Consider the following 21,550-nt stretch of genomic DNA (forward strand, 5'->3'; position numbering starts at 1 on the left):
AACGCTGACGACCGCGGGGGTGCTCGGGTTGTCCAGCACGGTGGCGGTGCTGCTGGGCCGTCCGAGTGCGTCATAGGTCTGGACACGTTTGTAGCCATTGTCGGCCTTGGCTTCGCAGAGCTTGCCGACACCTTTGCCGCAGGCGCTGCCGTCAAACTTTTTGTCATAGCTCCACTGGCTGACCAGGTCGGGTTCGGTGCGCTGGATCACGCGGCCCAAGGTGTCATAGGCCATGGTGACGGCCTGGCCCAGGCTGTCGCGTTGCCAGACGAGTTCACCAAAGGCGTTGTAGCGGTACTCCCAGGCACCCATAGCGGGGTCGGCCATGCTGATCTTCTGGCCGCGTTGGTTGTAGGCCATGGTGGTGATGGAGCCGGCGGCGTTGGTTTTCAGCAGCTGGCCAAGCGCGTCGTAGCTGTAGATGACCGTGTTGCCCTGGGTGTCGGCCACCTGGGCGACCTGGCCCTGGGCATTCTTGGTGCTGGTTTTGGTCTGGCCCTTGCTGTTGGTCGTGACCGTGGTCAGGCCGCTGTAGCTAAAGGTGGTGACGGCAATGCCGCCTGTGGCATCGGAGTCGGGCGACTCTTCACGCGTGACGCGGCCCAGGACATCGTAGGTATAGCGGGCCCAGTAGGCGGTTCCGCCTACCAGCTTGTAGACATTGGATTTTCGCGAAACACGGCCCAGGGCATCGTATTCGGTGTCCTGCACCAGGACAGGCGCAGCACCTGCGCCGTCAAAGCCTGCCGTCTGGCTGCGCACGACGCGACCCAGGGTGTCGTAGTAGCTGCGCTTCTCGGGGGTGCTGGCGACCGCATTGGCCGCGTAGCTTTGTTCGATGGCGACCCACTTGGTCACCGCGCCGCCTATCGGGGCTGGGCAGTTGGTGCCGGCTTCCGTGCAGAGTTTGTAGGCCCAACTGGTGTAGGTGCCGTCGGAACGGGTTTCCTTGCTCTTTCGGCCAAAGCCGTCGTATTCCCATTGGGTGGCCAGGCTGTTGGGGCCCACCAGACTCGTAGGCGCACCGAAGCGGGGGTCATACTGCTTGGTTTCGCTTTGGCCCAGGACATTGCTGGTGCTCAAAGGAAAGCGGCCGTCGCTGCCGTAGCTGCTGCTGGCGCTGCGGGGCGTCGCTGCGCTGGCAATCGTATAGCCGGTGGCGCCGGCGCAGGCCGCGGTGGTGACCGAGGTCTTGTTGCCGTAGGCGTCGTAGCTATAGCTGGTCTGCAAGCAGTCGTTGGGGCGATCCGGTTCGACCACCTCCTTGACCAGCAGGCCGCTGGCATCATATTCAAAACTGCTGCTGCGCGTCTGGGTGTCGGCCTGGACCTGGCTGCCCCACAGGCCCAACAGGGCCAGCAGCCACAGGGCTGCAACACGCTTGGTGCTGTGCTGTTTCATCTTTGCTCCCTGCCCTCTGTTTTTTTTGAGTGGATCGGAATTTGCCGTGGATTATTCCGGCCGTGGCAGGGCAGTTCTGGCGCCTTTGTCCGCAGCCGGACATTGATTGCTGGAAAGTGCAAACAATCTTTGCGTTGAGACCCACAACGCCTGCTGGCGTCCCGCGCGCCGGACGCGGGGTGCAGGTGCTGAGGCGTGCTGGAGGGGCAACAGCGGCCTTAAAGTCATGGCCGGCTGAATCGCTAAAAGTAGCGCCAGTCAGGCGCTTGCGTGTAACAGGCACCAAACCAGAGCGACACACGTGTTTACCCCTAGGTTTCCAGGGGCCTACCGTCAAAATGTTGTCAGCTTGCCTTCTATAGTTCTTTATAGAATTTCCTGGCTACAAAGACTCATCCGGACTCACCGCAAAAGCGGGGACTCCGGATGAATTTTTATGCGGATTCCCTTTACCCCGGAGACAACAATGCGCGCATTACTGAAGTTTTCCAATGCGGTGGACTGGCTCAACACACAGATCGGCAAGCATGTCATCTGGTTGATACTGGCGTCCACCGTGATCAGCGGCATCAATGCCATCGTCCGCAAGGTGTTCAACGTGAGTTCCAACGCCTACCTTGAAGTCCAGTGGTACCTGTTTGCCGCGTCCTTCCTGATCGCGGCCGGCTACACCCTGCTGCAGGGCGAGCACGTCAAGATCGACGTGGTCTCCAGCCGGCTGTCCAAGCGCGGGCAGATCTGGGTGGACATCATCGGCTTCACCATTTTCCTGACGCCGGTGTGCGTCGCCCTGCTCTACTACGGCATCCCGTTTTTCCTGCGCGGCCTGCAGTCCGGTGAAGTCTCCGGCAACGCCGGCGGCCTAATCCGCTGGCCTGTCTACGCCATGATCCCGCTCGGCTTCACGCTGCTGCTGCTGCAGGGCTGGTCGGAGCTGATCAAGCGCATTGCATTCCTCAAGGGCCTGATCGAGGACCCGACCGTCAAGAAGGTGGAAAAAACCGCCGAAGAAGAATTGGCCGAAGCCATCCGCAGGCTCGCGGAAACAAAAACCAACGCCGGCTGACCGGGAGACACTTTCATGGAATTTTTTATTCAAAATCTCGCCCCGATCATGTTCCTGGGGCTGATCGTTTTCCTGCTGATGGGTTTTCCGGTGGCGTTCAGCCTGGGCGCCTGCGGACTGTTTTTCGGCTTTGTCGGCGTGGAGCTCGGCGTGCTGCCGGAAGCGCTGTTGCAGGCGCTTCCGCTGCGGGTTTTCGGCATCATGCAGAACGACACGTTGCTGGCGATTCCCTTCTTTACCTTGATGGGATTGATTCTTGAACGCAGCGGCATGGCGGAGGATTTGCTGGACACCATCGGCCAGCTGTTCGGCCCGGTCCGCGGCGGCCTGGCGCTTGCCGTGATCTTCGTGGGCGCCCTGCTGGCCGCGACGACGGGTGTCGTGGCGGCGTCCGTCATCTCCATGGGCCTGATCTCGCTGCCCATCATGCTGCGCTACGGCTACGACAGGCGCATCGCCGCCGGCGTCATCGCCGCCTCGGGCACGCTGGCGCAGATCATTCCGCCGTCGCTGGTGCTCATCGTGCTGGCCGACCAGATGGGCCGCAGCGTGGGTGAAATGTACAAAGGGGCTTTCATCCCCGGTTTCGCGCTGACGGGCATGTATGTGCTGTACGTCGTGGGCCTGGCGATCTTCAAACCGCACTGGGTGCCCGCACTGCCGGCCGAAGCCCGGACCATACGCGAAGACAACGGCAAGAACGGCCTGCCTTCATTGCTGGTCCTGACCGTTGTTTCGACCGCCATCGCATTTTATTTCGGCGAACACTACGCGGCCGTGCAAAGCTGGGTGACGGGTGTGCCGGTCACCACGGTGGCAACGGACGAGACCATCGTCGTGTCCATGTGCGCGGGTGTCATGCTGGCGTTCGTCATCGCCGTGATCAACAAGGTCACGGGCCTGAAACTGCTCTCCCGCATGGCCGAGCGCGTCACCTTCGTCCTGATCCCTCCCCTGCTGCTGATCTTCCTGGTGCTGGGCACGATTTTCCTGGGCATCGCCACCCCGACGGAAGGCGGCGCCATGGGCGCGCTGGGCGCCTTCGTGATGGCCATGGTGCGGCGCCGGCTCAGCTTCTCGCTGCTCAAGCAGGCCCTGGCGACCACGACCAAGCTGTCCTGCTTCGTGGTGTTCATCCTGATCGGCTCCACGATGTTCAGCCTGACCTTCCAGGGCGTAGATGGCCCCAAATGGGTCGAGCACCTGCTCACCGGCCTGCCGGGCGGCCAGACCGGCTTCCTGATCGTGGTCAACCTGCTGATCTTCTTTCTGGCTTTCTTCCTGGACTTCTTCGAGTTGTCCTTCATCGTGGTGCCCTTGCTGGCACCGGTCGCGGAAAAGCTGGGCATCGACCTGATCTGGTTCGGCGTGCTGCTGGCCGTGAACATGCAGACCTCGTTCATGCATCCGCCGTTCGGGTTTGCCCTTTTCTACCTGCGCAGCGTGGCACCCATCAAGGCCTATACCGACAGAATCAGCAAAAAGCTGATCGAGCCGGTGACGACCATGCAAATCTACTGGGGCGCGGTGCCCTTCGTGCTGATCCAGGTCATCATGGTCGGGCTGATCATTGCCTTCCCCGGCATCGTCTCCAGCGGCCTGGACAAAAAGCAGGTCTATGACCTGGACAAGGTGCGCATCGAGATGGAAAACAACATGCCCGCCGTGGAGCCGGCACCGGATCCATTCGCGCCCGCGCCCGAGCCCGGAGCCTCTGACGCCACAAGCGGCATGCCCGTGCCGGAGGCCGCGCCATCCGCCGAGGTCGACCCCATGAAGGCGCTTGAAGAAGCCGCGAAAAAGAAATAGGCGGATTTCCGCTTCTCCAAGCCCCGTCGGTACGGGGCTTTTTTTTGCCCTTTGCATGGACCGGAGGCATGCCGGGCAGGCAGGGAAACCAGGCCAGGCAAAAGCCGGACGCAAAAAAGCCCCGCTTCGCGGGGCTTTTGGGTGGAATGGATCCGATCCTTACATCTTGCGGCTTTGCATGAAGGTATCGAAGCGTGATTCGGCAAAACGGAACCAGAGGATCTGGTCGCGCTGGAACGCACGGTAGTCGCCGTAGATCTTTTTCCAGTCCGGGTTCTTGGCGGCGATCTCTTCGTACAGGTCCATGGAAGCCTTGAAAGAGGCTTCAAGCACCGCGGTGGGGAAAGGCAGCACTTTGGTGCCGGCGGCCACCAGTTGCTTCAGCGCACCGGGATTGCGGGCGTCGTATTTGGCCTGCATGTCGATGTGCGCGTGCGAGGCGGCGGTCTCGACGATGGCCTTGTATTCCGCGGGCAGAGCTTCGAGCGCCTTGTTGTTGATGAAAAAATCAACTTCAGGACCGCCTTCCCACCAGCCGGGGTAATAGTAGAACGGCGCCACCTTGGCGAAACCGAGCTTCTGGTCGTCATAAGGGCCGACCCACTCGGCGGCATCCAGCGTGCCCTTTTCGAGGGCCTGGTAGATTTCGCCGCCGGGCAGGTTTTGTGGAACCACGCCCAGCTTCTCGACCACCTTGCCGGCGAAGCCGCCGATACGGAACTTCAGGCCCTTCAGGTCGGCCACGGTCTTGATTTCCTTGCGGAACCAGCCGCCCATCTGGGTGCCGGTGTTGCCGCCTGGGAGGCTGACCATGTTGTATTTGGCGTAAAACTCGTTCATGAGCTTGCGGCCGTTGCCCTCGTACATCCAGGCGGACATCTGGCGGGAGTTCATGCCGAAGGGAATGGCCGCGCCGATGGCGAAGGCCTCGTTCTTGCCGAAATAGTAATAAGGCACGGTGTGGCACATTTCGACCGTTCCCTGCTGGACGCCGTCGACCACACCGAATGCCGGCATCAATTCACCGGCCGCATGCACGCTGATCTGGAACTTGCCGCCGGTCATCTCGCCGACCTTCTTGGCGAACACTTCGGCGCCGCCGTAAATGGTGTCCAGCGGCTTGGGGAAGCTGGAAGCCAGCCGCCAGCGGATGGTGGCCTGCGCGTGAACTGCGGGGGCGATGCCGGCAGCGAGAACGCCGGCAATGCCGGCGTTTTTGATAAGGGAGCGACGATCCAAAATACTATCTCCTGAAGGGTTGTCGAATGTGCGGGCCCCTCATTCAGGACCCGCCGGACCGCTCAAGCCGGCACGGCCCGTACAGGCGGCGTGCTCAAGCGAAGTCAACCTCGGATTCTGTCAGCTTTCCCTCTCAAAATCACCCCGTTCTTACCCCTAGGTTTCCTGAAATAAAAAAGCCGCCTGTGAGAGGCGGCTTGCAGATTCCTGACGGGGCGCCAAGGCCCCGGGGAATTTACAGTTTCTGGGCTTGCATGAAGCGATCGAAGGTGGCCTCTGTGAAGCGGAACCAGAGGTTCTGCTCGGCGCGGAACTTGGAATAATCGGCGTAGATTTTTTTCCAGTTTTCATTCTTGGCGCTGAGCTCGTCGTACAAGGCCATGGACTCCTTGAAGGCGGCGTTCATCACGTCGGTGGGGAAAGGCCTCAGTTTGGTGCCCGCGCCCACCAGCTGCTTGAGGGCGCCGGGGTTCTTCGCGTCGTACTTGGCCTGCATCTCGCCGTGGGCCTGGGCCGCGGCGGCCTCGACGATGGCCTTGTTCTCGGGCGTGAGCGCATCGAAGGCCTTGTTGTTGATGAAGAAGTCCAGCTGCGGGCCGCCTTCCCACCAGCCGGGGTAGTAGTAGAAAGGCGCGACCTTGTTGAAGCCCAGCTTCAGGTCGTCATAGGGACCCACCCATTCGGCGGCATCGATGGTGCCTTTTTCCAGCGCCTGGTAAATCTCGCCGCCGGGGATGTTCTGCGGCACGCCGCCTATGCGCTCGAGCACCTTGCCGCCGAATCCGCCGATGCGCATCTTCAGGCCCTTGATGTCCTTGAGCGACTTGATTTCCTTGCGGTACCAGCCGCCCATCTGCGAGCCGGTGTTGCCGCCGGGAAAATTGACGATGTTGTATTTGCCGTAGAACTCGCGCATCAGCTTCAGGCCGTTGCCTTCGTACATCCAGGCGCTCATCTGCCGGCTGTTCAGGCCGAAGGGAATAGCGCAACCCAAGGCAAAGGTTTCGTCCTTGCCGAAGAAATAATAAGGCGCGGTATGGCAAGCCTCGACGGTGCCCTGCTGCACGCCGTCGACCACGCCGAAGGCGGGCATCAGTTCGCCGGCCGAATGGACGGAGATTTCGAACTTGCCGCCCGACATGGCCTTGACGGCCTTGGCGAACACCTCGGCGGCGCCGAAGATGGTGTCGAGCGATTTGGGAAAGCTGGAGGCCAGGCGCCATCGGACGGCCGCCTGGGCATGAACGGCAGGCGCCACGCCGGCGGCCAGTACGCCGGCGATGCCGGCATTCTTGATAAGTGAGCGACGATCCATAAAACTCTCTCCTGAAGTTATTGAAGTTTTCCGTTGGGGGTCCGCGGCGGGGCCGGGTACTGCAATAGTTGCAATGACCCGGACACGCCGGCGGAGCATGGACACTTTGTCACTCTTTTCCATAAAACCACCCCGTTCTTACCCGTAGAGAGCAACAGATTTCGCCAAAAAAAAAGCCGCCCGGCAGGGGCGGCTTTTTTCCGGCAAGCGCCGCGTACAGGCGTGCTCAGTCCGGGGGGCCCAGGCGCTTGCCTGGGCGGGGTGCCGGCTTACAGCTTCTGGCTTTGCATGAAGCGGTCGAAGGTGGCTTCGGTGAAACGGAACCACAGGTTCTGGTCGCCGCGGAATTTCGAATAATCCGCATAGACCTTACGCCAGTTCTCGTTCTTCGCCGACAGCTCCTCGTAGAGCTTCATGGATTCCTTGAAAGCCGCATTCATGACGTCCGCGGGGAAGGGGCGCAGCTTGGCGCCGGCGCCCACCAGTTGCTTCAGGGCCGTGGGGTTCTTGGCGTCGTACTTCGCCTGCATGTCGACGTGGGCAGCCGCGCTGGCGGCTTCCACGATGGCCTTGTATTCAGGCGACAGCGCGTCGTAGGCCTTCTGGTTGATGTAGAGGTCCAGCTGCAGGCCGCCCTCCCACCAGCCGGGGTAGTAGTAGTTGGGCGCCACTTTGTTAAAGCCCAGCTTCTGGTCGTCGTAGGGGCCTATCCATTCGGCCGCGTCGATGGTGCCTTTTTCCAGCGCCTGGTAGATTTCGCCGCCGGGGATGTTTTGCGGCACGCCGCCCAGGCGTTCGATGACCTTGCCGGCAAAACCGCCGACGCGGAATTTGAGGCCCTTCATGTCGGCGATGGACTTGATTTCCTTGCGGAACCAGCCGCCCATCTGCGCGCCGGTGTTGCCGCAGGGGAAGCTGATCATGTTGTATTTGGCATAGAACTCGCGCATCAGCTTCAGGCCGTTGCCCTCGAAGGTCCAGGCGCTCATCTGGCGGCTGTTCAGGCCGAAGGGAATCGCACCGCCGATGGCGAAGGTCTCGTCCTTGCCGAAGAAGTAATACGGTGCCGTGTGCGCCGCCTCAATGGTGCCCTGTTGCACGCCGTCAACCACACTGAATGCGGGCATCAACTCCCCGGCCGGATGGACCGAGATTTCAAACTTGCCGCCCGAAATAGCCCTGACATGTTTGGCAAAGGCCTCGGCACCCCCGTAGATCGTGTCCAGCGACTTGGGGAAGCTGGACGCCAGGCGCCAGCGAACGGCGGCCTGTGCATGAACGGCAGGCGCAATGCCTGCAGCCAGAACGCCGGCAACGCCCGCGTGCTTGATGAGTGAACGACGATCCATCAGCTTGACTCCGAAAGTGTGAAAAATGAAAATCCGTGACCGGGCGCATGCACCCGAGCGACTGCTTTTGCAGGTCCTGGGGAATTCTAGAAATGAGGGAGGTGCGGACCGGGCGGGTAAACCCTTGAAGAGCTGACAGCAAGCTGAACATGGCCCCCACGCTCCCCCACTTCGTGTGGGTCGCTGCCCCCCGAGGGGGCCACCCGCCTGCGGCCCGGCAAAGCCGGTTCCGCGGCTCATGCTGGATTGAAGAGACGCGGCGAAGTCTGTGCTTAGGCGACGGACTTGAGCGTTGGTTTGGCGGGCTTGCCGGTTGCCAGCAGCGTGGCGAAGCGCGCCGTGATGGCGGCTTCGATGCCTGCGGCATCCAGCCCTTGCAGTGCCAGGAGTTTGGCCGGGTCACCGTGTTCGATGAACTCGTCTTTGAGGCCCAGGTGCAGCACTTGTTTGGCGACGCCGGCGGCTTGCAGGGCTTCGCTGACGGCGCTGCCGGCGCCGCCCATGATGGCGCCCTCTTCGACGGTGACCAGGGCTTCGTGGCTGGCGGCTATCTTGAGCAGCAGTTCGGTGTCGAGCGGTTTGGCCCAGCGCATGTTGACCACCGTGGCACCGAGTTTTTCGGCGGCTTGCAGGGCCGGGTAGAGCAGCGTGCCGAAAGCCAGGATGGCGACGCCCGTGCCTTCGCGGCGGACTTCAGCCTTGCCGAAGGGCAGTGCCTCGAGCCCGGCTTCGGGCTCCACGCCGGCGCCGGCGCCGCGCGGGTAGCGCACGGCCACCGGATGGTTTTGCTCGAAGGCGGACGACAGCAGCTTGCGGCATTCGCGTTCATCGGCGGGGCAAGCCACGCTCATGTTGGGGATGCAGCGCAGGTAGGGGATGTCGTAAGCGCCCGCATGCGTGGCGCCGTCGGCGCCGACCAGGCCGGCGCGGTCGAGTGCGAACACCACGGGCAGGTTTTGCAGGGCCACGTCGTGCACCAGCTGGTCGTAGCCGCGTTGCAGGAAGGTCGAATAGATCGCGACCACGGGCTTGAGCCCTTCGCAGGCCATGCCGGCGGCAAAGGTCACCGCGTGCTGTTCAGCGATGCCGACGTCGTGGTAGCGCCCGGGAAAGCGTTTGTGGAACTCGACCATGCCGGAGCCTTCGCGCATGGCCGGCGTGATGCCGACCAGGCGGGCGTCGTGTTCGGCCATGTCGCACAGCCACTGGCCGAAGACCTGGGTGAAGGTCTGCTTGGCCGGCGCGCTGGATTTTTGCAGGCCCATGGCGGGGTCGAACTTGCCGGGGCCGTGGTAGGCGATGGGGTCGGCTTCGGCGAGCTTGTAGCCCTGGCCTTTTTTGGTGACCACGTGCAGGAATTGCGGGCCGCCCTGGGTGTCCATCAGGTGCTTGATGTTTTCCAGCGTGGGAACCAGCGACTCGAGGTCGTGGCCGTCGATGGGGCCGATGTAGTTGAAGCCGAAGTTCTCAAACAGCGTGGCCGGCACCACCATGCCCTTGGCATGCGACTCCAGGCGCTTGGCCAGCTCGAGCAGTGGCGGCGCCACGCGCAGCACCTGCTTGCCCATGTGCCTGGCCGATGCGTAAAAGCGCCCGCTCATGAGCTGGGCCAGGTAGCGATTCAGCGCACCCACGGGCGGGCTGATGCTCATGTCGTTGTCGTTGAGCACCACCAGCAGCTTGCAGTGGTCGTGCACCCCTGCATTGTTCAGGGCCTCGAAGGCCATGCCGGCGCTCATGGCGCCGTCGCCGATGATGGCCACCGCATGGCGGTCTTCGCCCTTTTGCTGGGCGGCCAGCGCCATGCCCAGCGCGGCGGAGATCGAGGTCGAGGAATGCGCGGTGCCGAAGGTGTCGTACTCGCTTTCGTCGCGGCGCGGGAAACCCGACAGCCCGCCGAACTGGCGCAGGCTGCCCATGCGCTCGCGCCGGCCGGTCAGGATTTTGTGCGGGTAGGTCTGGTGGCCCACGTCCCAGACCAGGCGGTCTTCGGGCGTGTTGAAAACGTAGTGCAAAGCCACCGTGAGCTCCACGGTGCCGAGGTTGGAACTCAGGTGCCCGCCGGTCTGGGAGACGCTGTCGAGCACGAAGGCGCGCAGTTCGTCGGCCAGGGGTTTCAGGCCGCTGCGCGGCAGCTTGCGCAGGTCGGCGGGGCTTTGGATGGTGTCGAGCAATGGGTACATCGTGTGTCGTTGTTATGGCGAGGCCGGATCCTCTGTCCCTGTCTGTCGTTCTGTCTGTCGTTCAGTCCTGGTCAATGGTGGCGGTTGACCAGCATGTCGGCCAACGCGCGCAAGGCTTCGGTGCGCGCCAGCCCGCTGGCGTCGAGGCCTGCCAGCGCCTTGGCCAGCAACTGCTGCGCATAGGCTTTGGAGGCCTCCAGCCCCATCAGCGAAACAAAGGTGGGTTTGTCCTGGGCGGCGTCCTTGCCGGCGGTCTTGCCCAGCGTGGCGGAGTCGGCGGTGACGTCAAGGATGTCGTCGACCACCTGGAAAGCCAGGCCGACCGCCGCGCCGTAGTCGCGCAGGGCTTGCTGGGCGGCGGGTGTCGCGGCGCCGCAGGCCGCGCCCATCATGACGCTGGCCTCCAGCAGCGCGCCGGTTTTGAGGCGGTGCATTTCGTGCAGCTGCTGCGAGTTCAAGGGCATGCCCACGCTGGCCAGGTCAATCGCCTGGCCGCCGGCCATGCCCTGGAAGCCGGCCGCCTGGGCCAGCATGCGGCACAGCCGCGCCTGCGTGGCGGCGTCGACGGCGCCGCCTTCGGGCGTGAGAAATTCAAAGGCCAGGGCCTGCAGCGCATCGCCGGCCAGCAGCGCCTGGGCCTGGCCGAACTTGACGTGCACTGTCGGCTTGCCGCGGCGCAGCACGTCGTTGTCCATGCAGGGCATGTCGTCGTGCACCAGCGAATAGGCGTGGATCAGCTCGACCGCGCAGGCGGCGCGCAAGGCGGCTTCGGCATTGCCGCCGACGGCTTCGCAGGCGGCCATGACCAGCAGCGGGCGCAGGCGCTTGCCGCCGTCGAGCACGGCATAACGCATGGCGTCGCCCAGGCCCGCGGGCGCGGGGGAATCGGTGGGGCAGGCCACCCAGCGGGACAGGGCTTGTTCGACGGTGGCAAGCTGTCTTGCGCTCCAGTCGCTCAAGGTGAACAGGGGCAGTTTTTCAGGGGCGTTCAATCGGGGTCTCTGGTTGTGTCTGGGTCATCGGGTGTCTGGCAGGCGGCTCGCGCCCCCTACTCCTGCACCCAGGGCTTGAGTTCCGTGCCTTCCAGCACCTTGATCTGGGTTTCCACGGCCTCGAGCTTGTCGCGGCAAAACTTGAGCAGCTGCGCGCCGCGCTGGTAGCCGGTCAGCAACTGGTCCAGCGGCAGCTGGCCGGACTCCAGGCTGTCCACCAGCTCCTCGAGCTCCTGCAGGGCGGCCTCATAGCTGGCGGGCAGCGCCGGGACGGCGGGCGTGGGAGAAGCGGAGGATGAAGCGCTTTTGGCCATGTTTCTTTGGATGAAGGCCTGATTTTAGGCCGTTGCGGAGGGATTGCAGGCCCCGGTATCCAGGGCCTGCAAATGCAATGTTCGCATTATCCGGTGGCGGCGCGCCAAGTCCCCGGATTTACCCCGCACGGGTACAATTGATAACAGTTCTCGATAACAGCGGCATCGCCGCCGCGGGATACCCGGCCTTGTTTTCATCCGTGGGCTGTCGCTCAGCCTGCTTCCCTCGTTTGTCAACTGCCTCCAAGCCTCGCGCGGCGGCATGTTCACCGAAATTTGCATGTCTGATCTCAGCCTTCGTCTCCTGCAGGCCACCAGCCAGCTCCCGATCTCCAGCTACTTTGACGCGGGCCTGTACCAGCGGGAGCAGCAAAAGCTGTTCGCGCGCGGGCCGCGCTACCTGGGCCACGAACTGGCCGTGCCCAACCTGGGCGACTACTACGCCCTGCCGCACGAAGGCGAAGGCCGTGCGCTGGTGCGCAATGCCTCGGGCATAGAGCTGATCTCCAACGTCTGCCGGCACCGCCAGTCGACCATGCTGCAGGGACGCGGCAACACCGGCAGCAACATCGTCTGCCCGCTGCACCGCTGGACCTACAACACCTCGGGCGAGCTCATAGGCGCGCCGCACTTCGAGATCGACCCCTGCCTGAACCTGAACCGCTACAAGACCACCACCTGGAACGGCCTGGTGTTTGAGGACAACGGCCGCGACGTCGCGGCCGAGATGTCGCAGCTGGCCACCTATGCCGACCTCGATTTTTCCGGCTACCAGCTCGACAAGGTGCACCTGCACGAGTGCAACTACAACTGGAAGACTTTCATCGAGGTCTACCTCGAGGACTACCACGTCGGCCCCTTCCACCCCGGGCTGGGCGGCTTCGTCACCACCGACGACCTGCGCTGGCAGCTGGAAGCCGACTATTCGGTGCAGACGGTGGGCGTGTCCGACAAGCTCGGCAAGCCCGGCACCGACACCTACAAAAAATGGCACGACGTGGTGCTGCAGTACCGCAAGGGCGTGCCGCCCAAGTACGGCGCGATCTGGCTGACCTACTACCCGCACGTGATGGTCGAGTGGTACCCGCATGTGCTGGTGGTCAGCACGCTGCATCCGCAGGGCCCGGACAAGACGCTCAACGTGGTGGAGTTTTTCTACCCCGAGGAAATCTGCGCCTTCGAACGCGAGTTCATCGAAGCGCAGCAGGCGGCCTATATGGAAACCTGTGTGGAAGACGACGAGATCGCCCTGCGCATGGACGCCGGCCGCAAGGCCCTGATGCTGCGCGGCGACAACGAGTTCGGCCCCTACCAAAGCCCCATGGAAGACGGCATGCAGCACTTTCACGAGTGGTACCGCCGCGAGATGGGCGCCAGCAAAACCACACAGATGATTTGACCCCGTGCTTGTGCATATGATGGCTGCAGTCCCGCGCGCCCGTGGGGCCGCAGCCATTTTTCATTCCACCCTCCCCTTCCCCTTTCACTGAGCCCACCCCGCCATGCAAGCCGTCTGGATGATTTTTTCCTCGTTCATGTTTGCCACCATGGGGGTCTGCGTCAAGTTCGCATCGGAGCATTTCAACAGCGCCGAGCTGGTGTTCTACCGCGGCATCCTGGGCATCGTCTTCATGGCCGCCTATGCCCGTGCGCGCGGCATCACGCTGGCTACCCGCTACCCGGCCATGCACGCCTGGCGCAGCGTGATCGGCGTGATGTCGCTGTCGGCCTGGTTTTACGCTATCGCCCATTTGCCGCTGGCGACCGCCATGACGCTCAACTACATGAGCAGCGTGTGGATTGCCGCCTTCCTGGTCGGGGGCGCGCTGATGCTGGGCAAGGCCGGCCAGAAAGGCCCCAGCCAGGGGCCCCTGGTGATGGCCATTCTTGCGAGCTTCGCCGGCGTGGTCATGCTGCTGCGCCCGGCCATAGACCAGAACCAGACCTTTGCCGGCCTGGTGGGCCTGATGTCGGGCCTGGGCGCCGCCTTTGCCTATATGCAGGTCATGGCGATCTCGCGCATGGGCGAGCCTGAAACCCGCACCGTGTTTTACTTTGCCGTGGGCACGGCGGTGGCCGGCGCGCTGGGCATGGCCGTCATGGGCGTAACACCCTGGAACTGGCAGCACGCGCTGTGGCTGCCGCCCATCGGCATCCTGGCCTCGCTGGGCCAGCTGGCCATGACCAAGGCCTACTCCATGTCGGAAAACCACGGCGGCACGCTGATGGTGGCCAACCTGCAATATTCGGGGATTGTGTTCGCGGCCCTCTACAGCCTGATCGTGTTTGGCGACAATATTCCCCTGATCGGCTGGGCCGGCATGGCGCTCATCATCGTGAGCGCGATTGCAGCAACGGTTTTACGCGCCCGCGCCGCGCCCAACGCCCCCGCTGAAGAGCATTAAGGAGCATGAGATGAGCTACACCACCCTGATTTCTGCAGAGCAACTGCAAGCCCTGGTCGCCTCGGCCAAACCGCTGCGCATCTTCGACTGCACCTTTGAACTGATGAAGCCGAACATCGGCCATGAGCAGTACCTGGCGTCGCACATTCCCGGCGCCGTGTATGCCAACCTGGACACCGCGCTGAGCGCCAAACACGGCGTACCCGGCGCCCACGGGGTGATCACCGCCAGCGGCGCCGACGCGCCGGCGTCCGGCGGGCGCCACCCGCTGCCCAATCGCGAGAGGTTCACCACCTGGCTTTCCAGCGTCGGATTCGGCAACGAGATGCAGGCCGTTGTCTACGACCGCAACGGCGCCAACTACTGCGGGCGCCTCTGGTGGATGCTCAAGTGGGCCGGCCATGAAAACGTCGCCGTGCTCGACGGAGGGTTGCAGGCCTGGCAGGCAGCGGGCGGCGCGGTGAACAGCGGCGAAGAGCCCGCGCATTTCCAGGCCAGCTTCCTGCTGGCACCGGCCAGGGCTACGCTGGTGTCGGTCGATACCGTGGCAGCGCAACTGGGGCGGCCAGCCCAGACCATCGTCGATGCGCGCGCCACGCCGCGCTTCAAGGGCGAGGTGGAACCGCTGGACCCGGTGGCAGGCCACATCCCCGGCGCGCTGAACCGTCCCTTCAGCAACAACATCGGGCCCGACGGCAAGTTCAAGCCGGCCGCACAGCTCAAGGCCGAGTTTGAAACCCTGCTGGCCGGGCGCGAACCGGCAAGCGTGGTGCACCACTGCGGCAGCGGCGTCAGCGCCGTGCCCAACCTGATCGCGATGGAAGTCGCCGGCCTGGGCAGAACCGGCCTCTACGCCGGCAGCTGGAGCGACTGGTGCAGCGATCCGAAGCGTCCGGTGGCGCAGGGCTAGGGCCTTCTTCCTTCAGGGCGGTCCGTCTGCGCAAAAAAAAAGCCACCTGGTCAGCCGGGTGGCTTTTTTTGAGCCCGCAAGGGACCGGTGGCAACTCGCCTTAGCTTTATTTAGTACTGCCGCTTGCCGGTACACCAGGTGCCGTCGAACCCGAGTTCGAGACAGCCGCGCTGGACTCCGGCGTCGGCATGGGGCTGGTGCTGGACGAGCCCGTCGAACTGCTGCTGGTGGAGGGTGTTGACGATGTAGAGGGCGTGGAAGGCGTGCTGGAGGACGAGGAAGGAGAGGACGAAGACGAAGGCGCGGCGCCGGTGTCCTCAACTTTTTTCCCGCAGGCGCCCAGCGCCAGCAGGGCGGCCAGGGCGACGGCCGTTGCAGCAGCGGGTTTGAATTTGGATGCGTGCATGTTTGTTCCTTTTATGAAAAATGAAAAGTCAAAGGTGAAAGTCAATCTGTCGATCGGCGAATTGGCTGAACGCCAGCCAGACATCAATTTAGCGGCGCCTTGCGGGTATGCCCCATGAGACAGCGTCCCACAGGGCTGTAGGGGTTTTTCGATGGGTCGAGTGCGGGCCGGCCGCCGCGCCCGTGTCTTCAGTGCGCGCGGCCGTGGCCCGTCAGGCGTATGCGCTTGTGCGGGTTGTCCAGCCGCGCACCCGAGGTGGGGCCGGCGCCGCGGCTGCTTCTGGAGCCGTTGTCCGGCCTGTCCCCCACCTGGCCTTTGGAAGGGCTGGGCTCGGGTTTGTGGGCGTGAAGGGTGTTGCTGCTTTTCATGGGGGCCTCCTTGGCTTGCAGGCACCGGCTTTCCGGACGGTCCGCCGCGCCTGCTGTCATGGGAATCCTGAGATCCGTTCAATTCACTTTAAAAGCCGCGCGGCATGGCAGTTGTAGGCAATGCCTGCCCATGACGTAGGAAAAAGCCTACAAAGTCCCGCCGTCCTGGGCGACGAGCCGCACCGGCGAGCGCACATGCTCGGGCCGCACGCCCACGCCGACCGCATAAGCCGGCAGCGCCTGAAGCAGCGGCCAGCGGCGCATCAGCCGCAAAGGCCAGGGCAGCGCCATGGGCGGCGCCTCGGTGCCGCGCGCCGCCAGCACCGGGCTGAGCAGGCGGTTCTGGATAGCCACCTGGGCCGCCTGGGTGAGGCGGGTCGGCAGCAGGCGCCGCTTTTCCACCTGGACCAGGAAAGGCGTCAGGGCCGCCGTGCCCACGCGCGTATCGGCCAGCGGCGCCGCCAGCGCATTGGCCGCCGCCACCGCATCCTGCACCGCCAGGTTGATGCCGACGCCGCCCACCGGCGACATGGCATGGGCCGCGTCGCCTATGCACAGCAGGCCGGGCTTGTGCCAGCGCTCCAGCCGGTCCACCGTCACGCTCAGCAGCTTGACGTCATCCCAGCTCACCAGCGCATCCATGCGGCCCGCGAAGAGCGGCGCCACCTTCACCATGTCGGCCTTGAAGGCCTCCAGCCCGCGTTCGCGCACCACCTCGATGCCGCCCTTGGGAATCACATAGGCGCATTGCCAGTAGCTGCCGCGGTCAATCATGGCCAGGAAGATGCCGGTGGTGATGCGCCCGCCTGTGGTGGAAGGGTCGCCGGGCAGCTTGGGCAGCCGCATCCACAGCACGTCGATGGGCGCGCCGAGGTCGCGCACCACCAGTCCGGCGGCGGCGCGCACCGTCGAGCGCCGGCCGTCCGCGCCTATGACCAGGTCCGCCTGCACTTGCAAGGGGCCGTTCGGCGTCATGACCCGCACACCCGTGACGCTGTCGCCGTCCTCGATCACGCCGGTGACCTCGGCGTTCTGCAGCAGGCGGAAACTCGGGAACAGTTCGGCCTCGTCGCGCACAAAATCGAGGAACTCCCACTGCGGCATCATCGCGATGAACTGGCAGCGTATACGCAGGCGCTTGAAGCTGGCCAGCACCACCTCCGTGCCGCCGACCACCGCGCGCAGCTCGCTGACCTCGTCATGCGGGCGCGCCAGGAATTTGTCCAGCAGGCCCAGTTCGTGGATCACCTGAAGGGTGGACGGGTGCACCGTGTCGCCGCGAAAGTCGCGCAGGAAGTCGGCATGCTTTTCGAGCACCAGCACCTCCACACCGGCACGCGCCAGCAGCAGGCCCAGCATCATGCCGGCCGGGCCGCCGCCGGCAATGCAGCAGCGAACCTTGAGAATGTCGGCCATGGTGTCTCCTGCGGGGAAGAAAAGTCTCCCGACCTTAAACAAGCTTGCCGGCCGGCGCAAGCTTCAGACAGAGGCTAGCCCGGCGGCGGAACCAGGCCCGGGTTCTGGCCTGCGCCGGATGAAATGCCGGGCGGCGCACCGTCATCGTCGTCATGGTTGTGGCCGTCACCCTCGGCGTGGTGGACATGGTGAGGGTGTTTGGGGCTGATCTCGGGAAACGGTTTTACGACGGGCTGGTGCAGCAACTCGGCACCCTCTGGCGCGGTATCGATCGGCATGTCGGTTCTCCCTGGAGCAGTCAAACCCTGCAGGAGGTCCGGAACGGGCCTTGTCGGGGCCCGCCGCGCATGTCCTGCCGCCCCCCAGAGGGAGCCCTATGACATTACACCGGTTTTGATTTCATTGCCGACGGCGCTTTTCCGCCTGTTTCAGCGTCATTGGCATGGGTGTGGTCTGCACTTCGCCCGGGTCCGGCGGCGTGTCCAGGGGCGGCAGCGGCTCGGGCGGGGGAACGTTGGGGTTGGTGGCCACGGCTACTTTTCCTTCTTCCCGGTCTTCCCGGCCTGGCGCGGCAAATCCCGGATCATGGCTTCGCCTTTTGTGTCGCGGCCGTCGGACGGCAGGTCGTCTTCGAGTGTCGGCTCGGGTTCCTCATTGCCCGGGCGCTTGCGGGTGCCGGAACGCGGCTGCGCCGCTTCGGCTTTATCGGTTTTTCCGGCTGGGGCTTTGGTGATCTGCACTGGTTCGGCCGGCAAGGTGTGCGCCGGCTCGTCGGGCGAACCGGCACCCAGCGGAACGCCGCCGTCCGGCGAATGGCTGCGTCGGGCGCTCATCACAGCAAACCCACCACCATGAGCGGGATGTCGTGCGTCGCCAGCGCCGCGGCGGCGGCCATGCTGGCGAAGACAGTGACAAAAAACGCGATGTAGGCGGCGGCACGCGGGCGGCGGACAATCCGCGGCTTGTGCTGCGATGCCTTACGAAGGGGCTCGCCGGTGCCGAAGGCGGTCGACGGGCGGAAGGCACTGGAAACCGTGCTGGGTTCTGAATGGAAGTTCATGGCGGGCCTGCCTTTGCACAATGGAACGGGGCTTTGGGAGGATGCTGAACTCATCTTCCCTCTCCGCCCCGGCCCGCCCTATAGGCCGCCAAGCCCAGACCTTGTCAGGCGCCGTCTGACAGCGGTGCCGCCGGGCTTCAGTGGTGGTGCGCCATCCCGCTGATCAGCGTGACCAGGCCTATCCCTATGCCCAGCCAGGCGATCTGGGCCACGGTTTCGCGGGCGGTCACGCGTTTTTGCAGCTGCGGGATCAAGTCGGCCAGTGCGACGTAGATAAAGCTGCTTGAAGCCATGATCAGGAAAAACGGCAGGTAGTCATACAGCTGGTCGACCAGCGCATAGCCCGCTACACCGCCCAGCGCGGTCACGGCGCCGGCCAGCGAGACCTTGACCAGGGCGGCGCGCCGGTTGTCCGAGGTCTGGCGCAGCACCACCAGGTCGCCCATGTGGTGGGGCACCTCGTGCACCAGCACCGCCAGCGAGGCGACGATGCCCAGCCGCAGGTCGGCCATAAAGGCCGAGGCGATCAGGATGCCGTCGCCGAAGGCATGCACGCTGTCGCCGGCCAGCACGGCCCAGCCGCCGGCTTTTCTCTCGCCATGCTCATGGCCATGGTGGCCGTGGTGGCTGTGCGCGGCATGGACGTGCCCGGTATGGTCGTGCTGCGCATGCGCTGTCACTTCGGGGCCGCGGTGCTCGCCGCCATGGTGCTCATGGCCGTGGTGCCAAAGTTCGGCCTTGTCGAGCAGGAAGAAGAACACCAGCCCCACCAGCAAGGTGGCGAACAGCTCCTTGGCGCCGGCCTGGCTCTCGAAGGCCTCGGGCAGCAGGTGCATGAAAGCCGTGGCCAGCAACGCGCCGGCGGCCAGGCTCAGCATGTGCTGGGTATAGCGGGCCAGCAAGCCAAAGCTCAGCAAAGCCGCCAGCCACACGCTGCCGATGCCGGCGGCCAGGGTTCCCATCAAGATTGCTAGCAAAGTCATAGCTGCTTACGCTCGTATTTATTGGGTTGGAGCCCGAAGTCATTCACAAACACCCATGGAGGTTACACCACAGACGACAAAACCCCGGGCGTGGCATCCAGATGCCTGCGGCCGGGGTTGTTTTTATCTTATCAAGCGTGTCAAGGGGGCATGAAAAAAAGCCGCCGACCCGGGCGGGCATGACGGCTTGGCTTCAACGATGCTGCCCCCTGGTGGCTTTTAAGGGGTTCCAGAAATTCAATTACCGGGATGCAGGGCAAGGCGCCCGGAGCGCAGGAACCGGAATGCACTTGCGGTGCATGAGGATTCCGAGCACCGCGCAACGCCGCCATGCGCCCGGAAATTGGATTTATGGTCCCCTTAGGCGACGCCGTGGGTTTTGAACCATTCCAGTGCGCGCTTGAAGCCGTCGTCCGCGGCATCCTTGCGGTAGCTCGGGCGGTAATCAGCATGGAAGGCGTGGGGTGCCTGCGGGTAGACCACAAATTCAGAGGCGGCTGCGGCCTTGTTGCCCTTGGCGCCGGCTTCGGCGAGTGCGTCCTTCATCTGGTTGACGGTGGTCAGCGGGATGCCGCCGTCCTGGCCGCCGTACAGGCCGAGCACCGGGGCCTTCAGGCCTGCCGCCAGGTCCAGCGGGTGCTTGGGCGTGAGGGCCGAGGGCTGGCCGACCAGGCGGCCGTACCAGGCCACACCGGCCTTGACGTTCTTGCTTTGCTCGGCATACAGCCAGGTGATGCGGCCGCCCCAGCAAAAGCCGGTGATGCCGACCTTTTTGGTGTTTCCGCCGTTGGCGCCTGCCCACTTCACCGCGCCGTCCAGGTCGGCCATGACCTGCGCATCGGGTACCTTGGAGACGACTTCGGCCATGAGCTTGGCCATTTCGTTGTAGGTGCTGGGGTCGCCCTGGCGCGCATAGAGTTCGGGGGCGATGGCCAGGTAGCCGGCCTTGGCGAAGCGCCGCGCGGTGTCGGCGATGTATTCGTGCACGCCGAAGATTTCCTGGATCACCAGCACCACCGGCAGGTTGGTCTTGCCGGCCGGCGCCGCGAAAAACGCGGGCACCTTGAAGCCGTTGACCTCATACGTGGTCTCGCCGGTTTTCAGGCCTTGCGAGGATGTCTTGATCGCGGTCTGCGCCATGATGGGCATGGCGGTGGCGGCATACCCGACCCCCAGTGCCGTCTTGAGCGCGGTGCGGCGGCTGGCGCCGGCTTCGGTGGAGCGCCCGGGCAGCAGCGCGTCGAAGTCTTTTTTCTGGTCGTGTTCAAGCATGGCGGTTTCCTCACAAATAGTTGTTGGGGGTCAAACGGAAAACAGTCGGAGTCTATGCGGCCCCGGAAGTTCTTGCCACCGCGGGGCGATGACACGGTGTTTTCCCTTGCCCCCTCGCCCTCCCCGCCAGTGCCCCGCCCTCAGACGATCTTGACGCTGAGCTCCGGCAGGCCGTCGATGTGGCATTCAATGACGTCGCCCTTGACCACCGGGCCCACGTTCTCGGGTGTGCCTGAATAGATGATGTCGCCGGGAAACAGCTCAAAGGCCTCGGACAGCTTGGAGATCTGCTCGGCCACCGACCAGATCATGTGGTTCAGCGTGGCCTGCTGCTTGACCTGGCCGTTGACCTTGAGCCAGATCGCGCCCTTGGTGTAGTGGCCGGTCTGCGCGACCTTGTGGATGGGGCCTATGGGTGCCGAGCGGTCAAAGCTCTTGCCGATTTCCCAGGGCTTTTTCTGGTCGCCCATGCCGCGCTGCAGGTCGCGCCGCGTCATGTCCAGGCCCAGCGCATAGCCGTAGACGAGGTCCAGTGCCTTGTCCATCGGAATGTTGCGCCCGCCCTTGGCCAGCGCCGCCACCAGTTCCACTTCATAGTGGTAGTTCTTGGTCAGCGTGGGATAGGGATGGTCGGCGACCTTGCCGGGCGGCACCACCTGGATGGCGTCCGTCGGCTTCTGGAAGAAGAATGGCGGCTCGCGGCTCGGGTCGGAGCCCATCTCGATCGCATGGGCCGCGTAGTTGCGGCCTATGCAGTAGATGCGGCGCACCGGGAACATCTCACTGCTGCCCGCGATCGGGATGTAGGTCCCGGCCACACCGAAAGGCGTCGCCGGTGCATTGGCCGCCGTGCCGGGTGTGGCGCAGCCGACGACGGCACCTGTCGCCATCAAGGCGCCTGTCTGCAGAATTCCGCGTTTGCTCATGTCTGGTTTTGTCATGTATGTCTCCTGGGATTGATGAAAGCTGGAGCTTGTTGTGAGCTTTTTTCTCCAACCATCGAGCTTAGGGCGCACAAGGGTCGCGCAGGCAGACGCAATTACGCATTTACCGGACGATTCA

General features: G+C 64.0%; 21 protein-coding genes and 1 pseudogene. 6 read left to right on the plus strand and 16 right to left on the minus strand.

Annotated features, from left to right (window positions below; genetic code table 11):
- Nucleotides 1-1,401, minus strand: a pseudogene (locus ACSQ27_RS22890) (RHS repeat domain-containing protein); the annotation flags it as partial.
- A 466-nt stretch (nt 1,402-1,867) separates the two neighbouring features.
- Here ACSQ27_RS22890 and ACSQ27_RS22895 point away from each other — a divergent pair.
- Both ACSQ27_RS22895 and ACSQ27_RS22900 read left to right on the plus strand, forming a co-directional pair.
- Nucleotides 1,868-2,467, plus strand: a complete 600-nt coding sequence (locus ACSQ27_RS22895; RefSeq protein WP_436157800.1) for a TRAP transporter small permease subunit — start codon at nt 1,868-1,870, stop codon at nt 2,465-2,467.
- Nucleotides 2,468-2,482: 15 nt separating this feature from the next.
- On the plus strand, nt 2,483-4,276 hold the full coding sequence (locus tag ACSQ27_RS22900) for a TRAP transporter large permease (RefSeq protein ID WP_436157801.1): 1,794 nt from the start codon (nt 2,483-2,485) through the stop codon (nt 4,274-4,276).
- Between the two features lie 159 nt (nt 4,277-4,435).
- Here ACSQ27_RS22900 and ACSQ27_RS22905 read toward each other — a convergent pair whose 3' ends face one another.
- The 6 genes from ACSQ27_RS22905 to ACSQ27_RS22930 all read right to left on the minus strand — a co-directional run bounded on the left by ACSQ27_RS22905 (nt 4,436) and on the right by ACSQ27_RS22930 (nt 11,668).
- A complete protein-coding gene (locus ACSQ27_RS22905; RefSeq protein WP_436157802.1) occupies nt 4,436-5,515 on the minus strand; it encodes a TRAP transporter substrate-binding protein in 1,080 nt (359 codons plus the stop codon).
- A gap of 235 nt (nt 5,516-5,750) precedes the next feature.
- Nucleotides 5,751-6,830 (minus strand): TRAP transporter substrate-binding protein, encoded by a 1,080-nt coding sequence (locus ACSQ27_RS22910; RefSeq protein WP_436157803.1) that lies wholly within the window; start codon nt 6,828-6,830, stop codon nt 5,751-5,753.
- 269 nt (nt 6,831-7,099) lie between these two features.
- A complete protein-coding gene (locus tag ACSQ27_RS22915) occupies nt 7,100-8,179 on the minus strand; it encodes a TRAP transporter substrate-binding protein (protein ID WP_436157804.1) in 1,080 nt (359 codons plus the stop codon).
- A gap of 272 nt (nt 8,180-8,451) precedes the next feature.
- Complete coding sequence (gene dxs, locus ACSQ27_RS22920; protein ID WP_436157805.1) at nt 8,452-10,362, minus strand: 1-deoxy-D-xylulose-5-phosphate synthase; 1,911 nt, start codon at nt 10,360-10,362, stop codon at nt 8,452-8,454.
- Nucleotides 10,363-10,433: 71 nt separating this feature from the next.
- Nucleotides 10,434-11,354, minus strand: coding sequence for a polyprenyl synthetase family protein (locus ACSQ27_RS22925; RefSeq protein WP_436157806.1), 921 nt, complete (start codon nt 11,352-11,354; stop codon nt 10,434-10,436).
- Between the two features lie 56 nt (nt 11,355-11,410).
- Complete coding sequence (locus ACSQ27_RS22930) at nt 11,411-11,668, minus strand: exodeoxyribonuclease VII small subunit (protein WP_436157807.1); 258 nt, start codon at nt 11,666-11,668, stop codon at nt 11,411-11,413.
- A 280-nt stretch (nt 11,669-11,948) separates the two neighbouring features.
- Between ACSQ27_RS22930 and ACSQ27_RS22935 the strand changes: the two genes are divergently transcribed.
- From ACSQ27_RS22935 to ACSQ27_RS22950, 4 genes are all read left to right on the plus strand, one after another.
- A complete protein-coding gene (locus tag ACSQ27_RS22935) occupies nt 11,949-13,067 on the plus strand; it encodes an aromatic ring-hydroxylating oxygenase subunit alpha (protein ID WP_436157808.1) in 1,119 nt (372 codons plus the stop codon).
- Between the two features lie 103 nt (nt 13,068-13,170).
- The gene (locus ACSQ27_RS22940; protein WP_436157809.1) at nt 13,171-14,073 is read left to right on the plus strand and encodes a DMT family transporter; all 903 of its coding nucleotides are present in this window, start codon (nt 13,171-13,173) and stop codon (nt 14,071-14,073) included.
- A 10-nt stretch (nt 14,074-14,083) separates the two neighbouring features.
- The gene (locus ACSQ27_RS22945; RefSeq protein WP_436157810.1) at nt 14,084-14,983 is read left to right on the plus strand and encodes a sulfurtransferase; all 900 of its coding nucleotides are present in this window, start codon (nt 14,084-14,086) and stop codon (nt 14,981-14,983) included.
- A 188-nt stretch (nt 14,984-15,171) separates the two neighbouring features.
- Complete coding sequence (locus ACSQ27_RS22950) at nt 15,172-15,507, plus strand: hypothetical protein (protein WP_436157811.1); 336 nt, start codon at nt 15,172-15,174, stop codon at nt 15,505-15,507.
- 70 nt (nt 15,508-15,577) lie between these two features.
- Here ACSQ27_RS22950 and ACSQ27_RS22955 read toward each other — a convergent pair whose 3' ends face one another.
- The 9 genes from ACSQ27_RS22955 to ACSQ27_RS22995 form a co-directional block, all read right to left on the minus strand.
- Nucleotides 15,578-15,757, minus strand: a complete 180-nt coding sequence (locus tag ACSQ27_RS22955) for a hypothetical protein (protein WP_436157812.1) — start codon at nt 15,755-15,757, stop codon at nt 15,578-15,580.
- Between the two features lie 147 nt (nt 15,758-15,904).
- A complete protein-coding gene (locus tag ACSQ27_RS22960; protein ID WP_436157813.1) occupies nt 15,905-17,173 on the minus strand; it encodes an FAD-dependent oxidoreductase in 1,269 nt (422 codons plus the stop codon).
- Between the two features lie 74 nt (nt 17,174-17,247).
- Complete coding sequence (locus ACSQ27_RS22965) at nt 17,248-17,451, minus strand: hypothetical protein (protein ID WP_436157814.1); 204 nt, start codon at nt 17,449-17,451, stop codon at nt 17,248-17,250.
- Nucleotides 17,452-17,572: 121 nt separating this feature from the next.
- Entirely contained in the window at nt 17,573-17,704 is a 132-nt protein-coding gene (locus ACSQ27_RS22970) for a hypothetical protein (protein WP_436157815.1), read from the minus strand.
- A 2-nt stretch (nt 17,705-17,706) separates the two neighbouring features.
- Nucleotides 17,707-18,006 (minus strand): hypothetical protein, encoded by a 300-nt coding sequence (locus ACSQ27_RS22975; RefSeq protein WP_436157816.1) that lies wholly within the window; start codon nt 18,004-18,006, stop codon nt 17,707-17,709.
- Nucleotides 18,006-18,233 (minus strand): hypothetical protein, encoded by a 228-nt coding sequence (locus tag ACSQ27_RS22980; protein ID WP_436157817.1) that lies wholly within the window; start codon nt 18,231-18,233, stop codon nt 18,006-18,008. The genes ACSQ27_RS22975 and ACSQ27_RS22980 overlap by 1 nt, the downstream gene beginning before the upstream one ends.
- A 137-nt stretch (nt 18,234-18,370) precedes the next feature.
- Nucleotides 18,371-19,216 (minus strand): ZIP family metal transporter, encoded by an 846-nt coding sequence (locus tag ACSQ27_RS22985; protein ID WP_436157818.1) that lies wholly within the window; start codon nt 19,214-19,216, stop codon nt 18,371-18,373.
- Nucleotides 19,217-19,576: 360 nt separating this feature from the next.
- Nucleotides 19,577-20,488, minus strand: coding sequence for a dienelactone hydrolase family protein (locus ACSQ27_RS22990; RefSeq protein ID WP_436157819.1), 912 nt, complete (start codon nt 20,486-20,488; stop codon nt 19,577-19,579).
- 140 nt (nt 20,489-20,628) lie between these two features.
- Nucleotides 20,629-21,429 (minus strand): fumarylacetoacetate hydrolase family protein, encoded by an 801-nt coding sequence (locus ACSQ27_RS22995; protein WP_436157820.1) that lies wholly within the window; start codon nt 21,427-21,429, stop codon nt 20,629-20,631.
- Nucleotides 21,430-21,550 lie beyond the last annotated feature (121 nt).

Source organism: Polaromonas sp. LjRoot131, assembly GCF_964252805.1.
Taxonomy (GTDB): domain Bacteria; phylum Pseudomonadota; class Gammaproteobacteria; order Burkholderiales; family Burkholderiaceae_C; genus Polaromonas.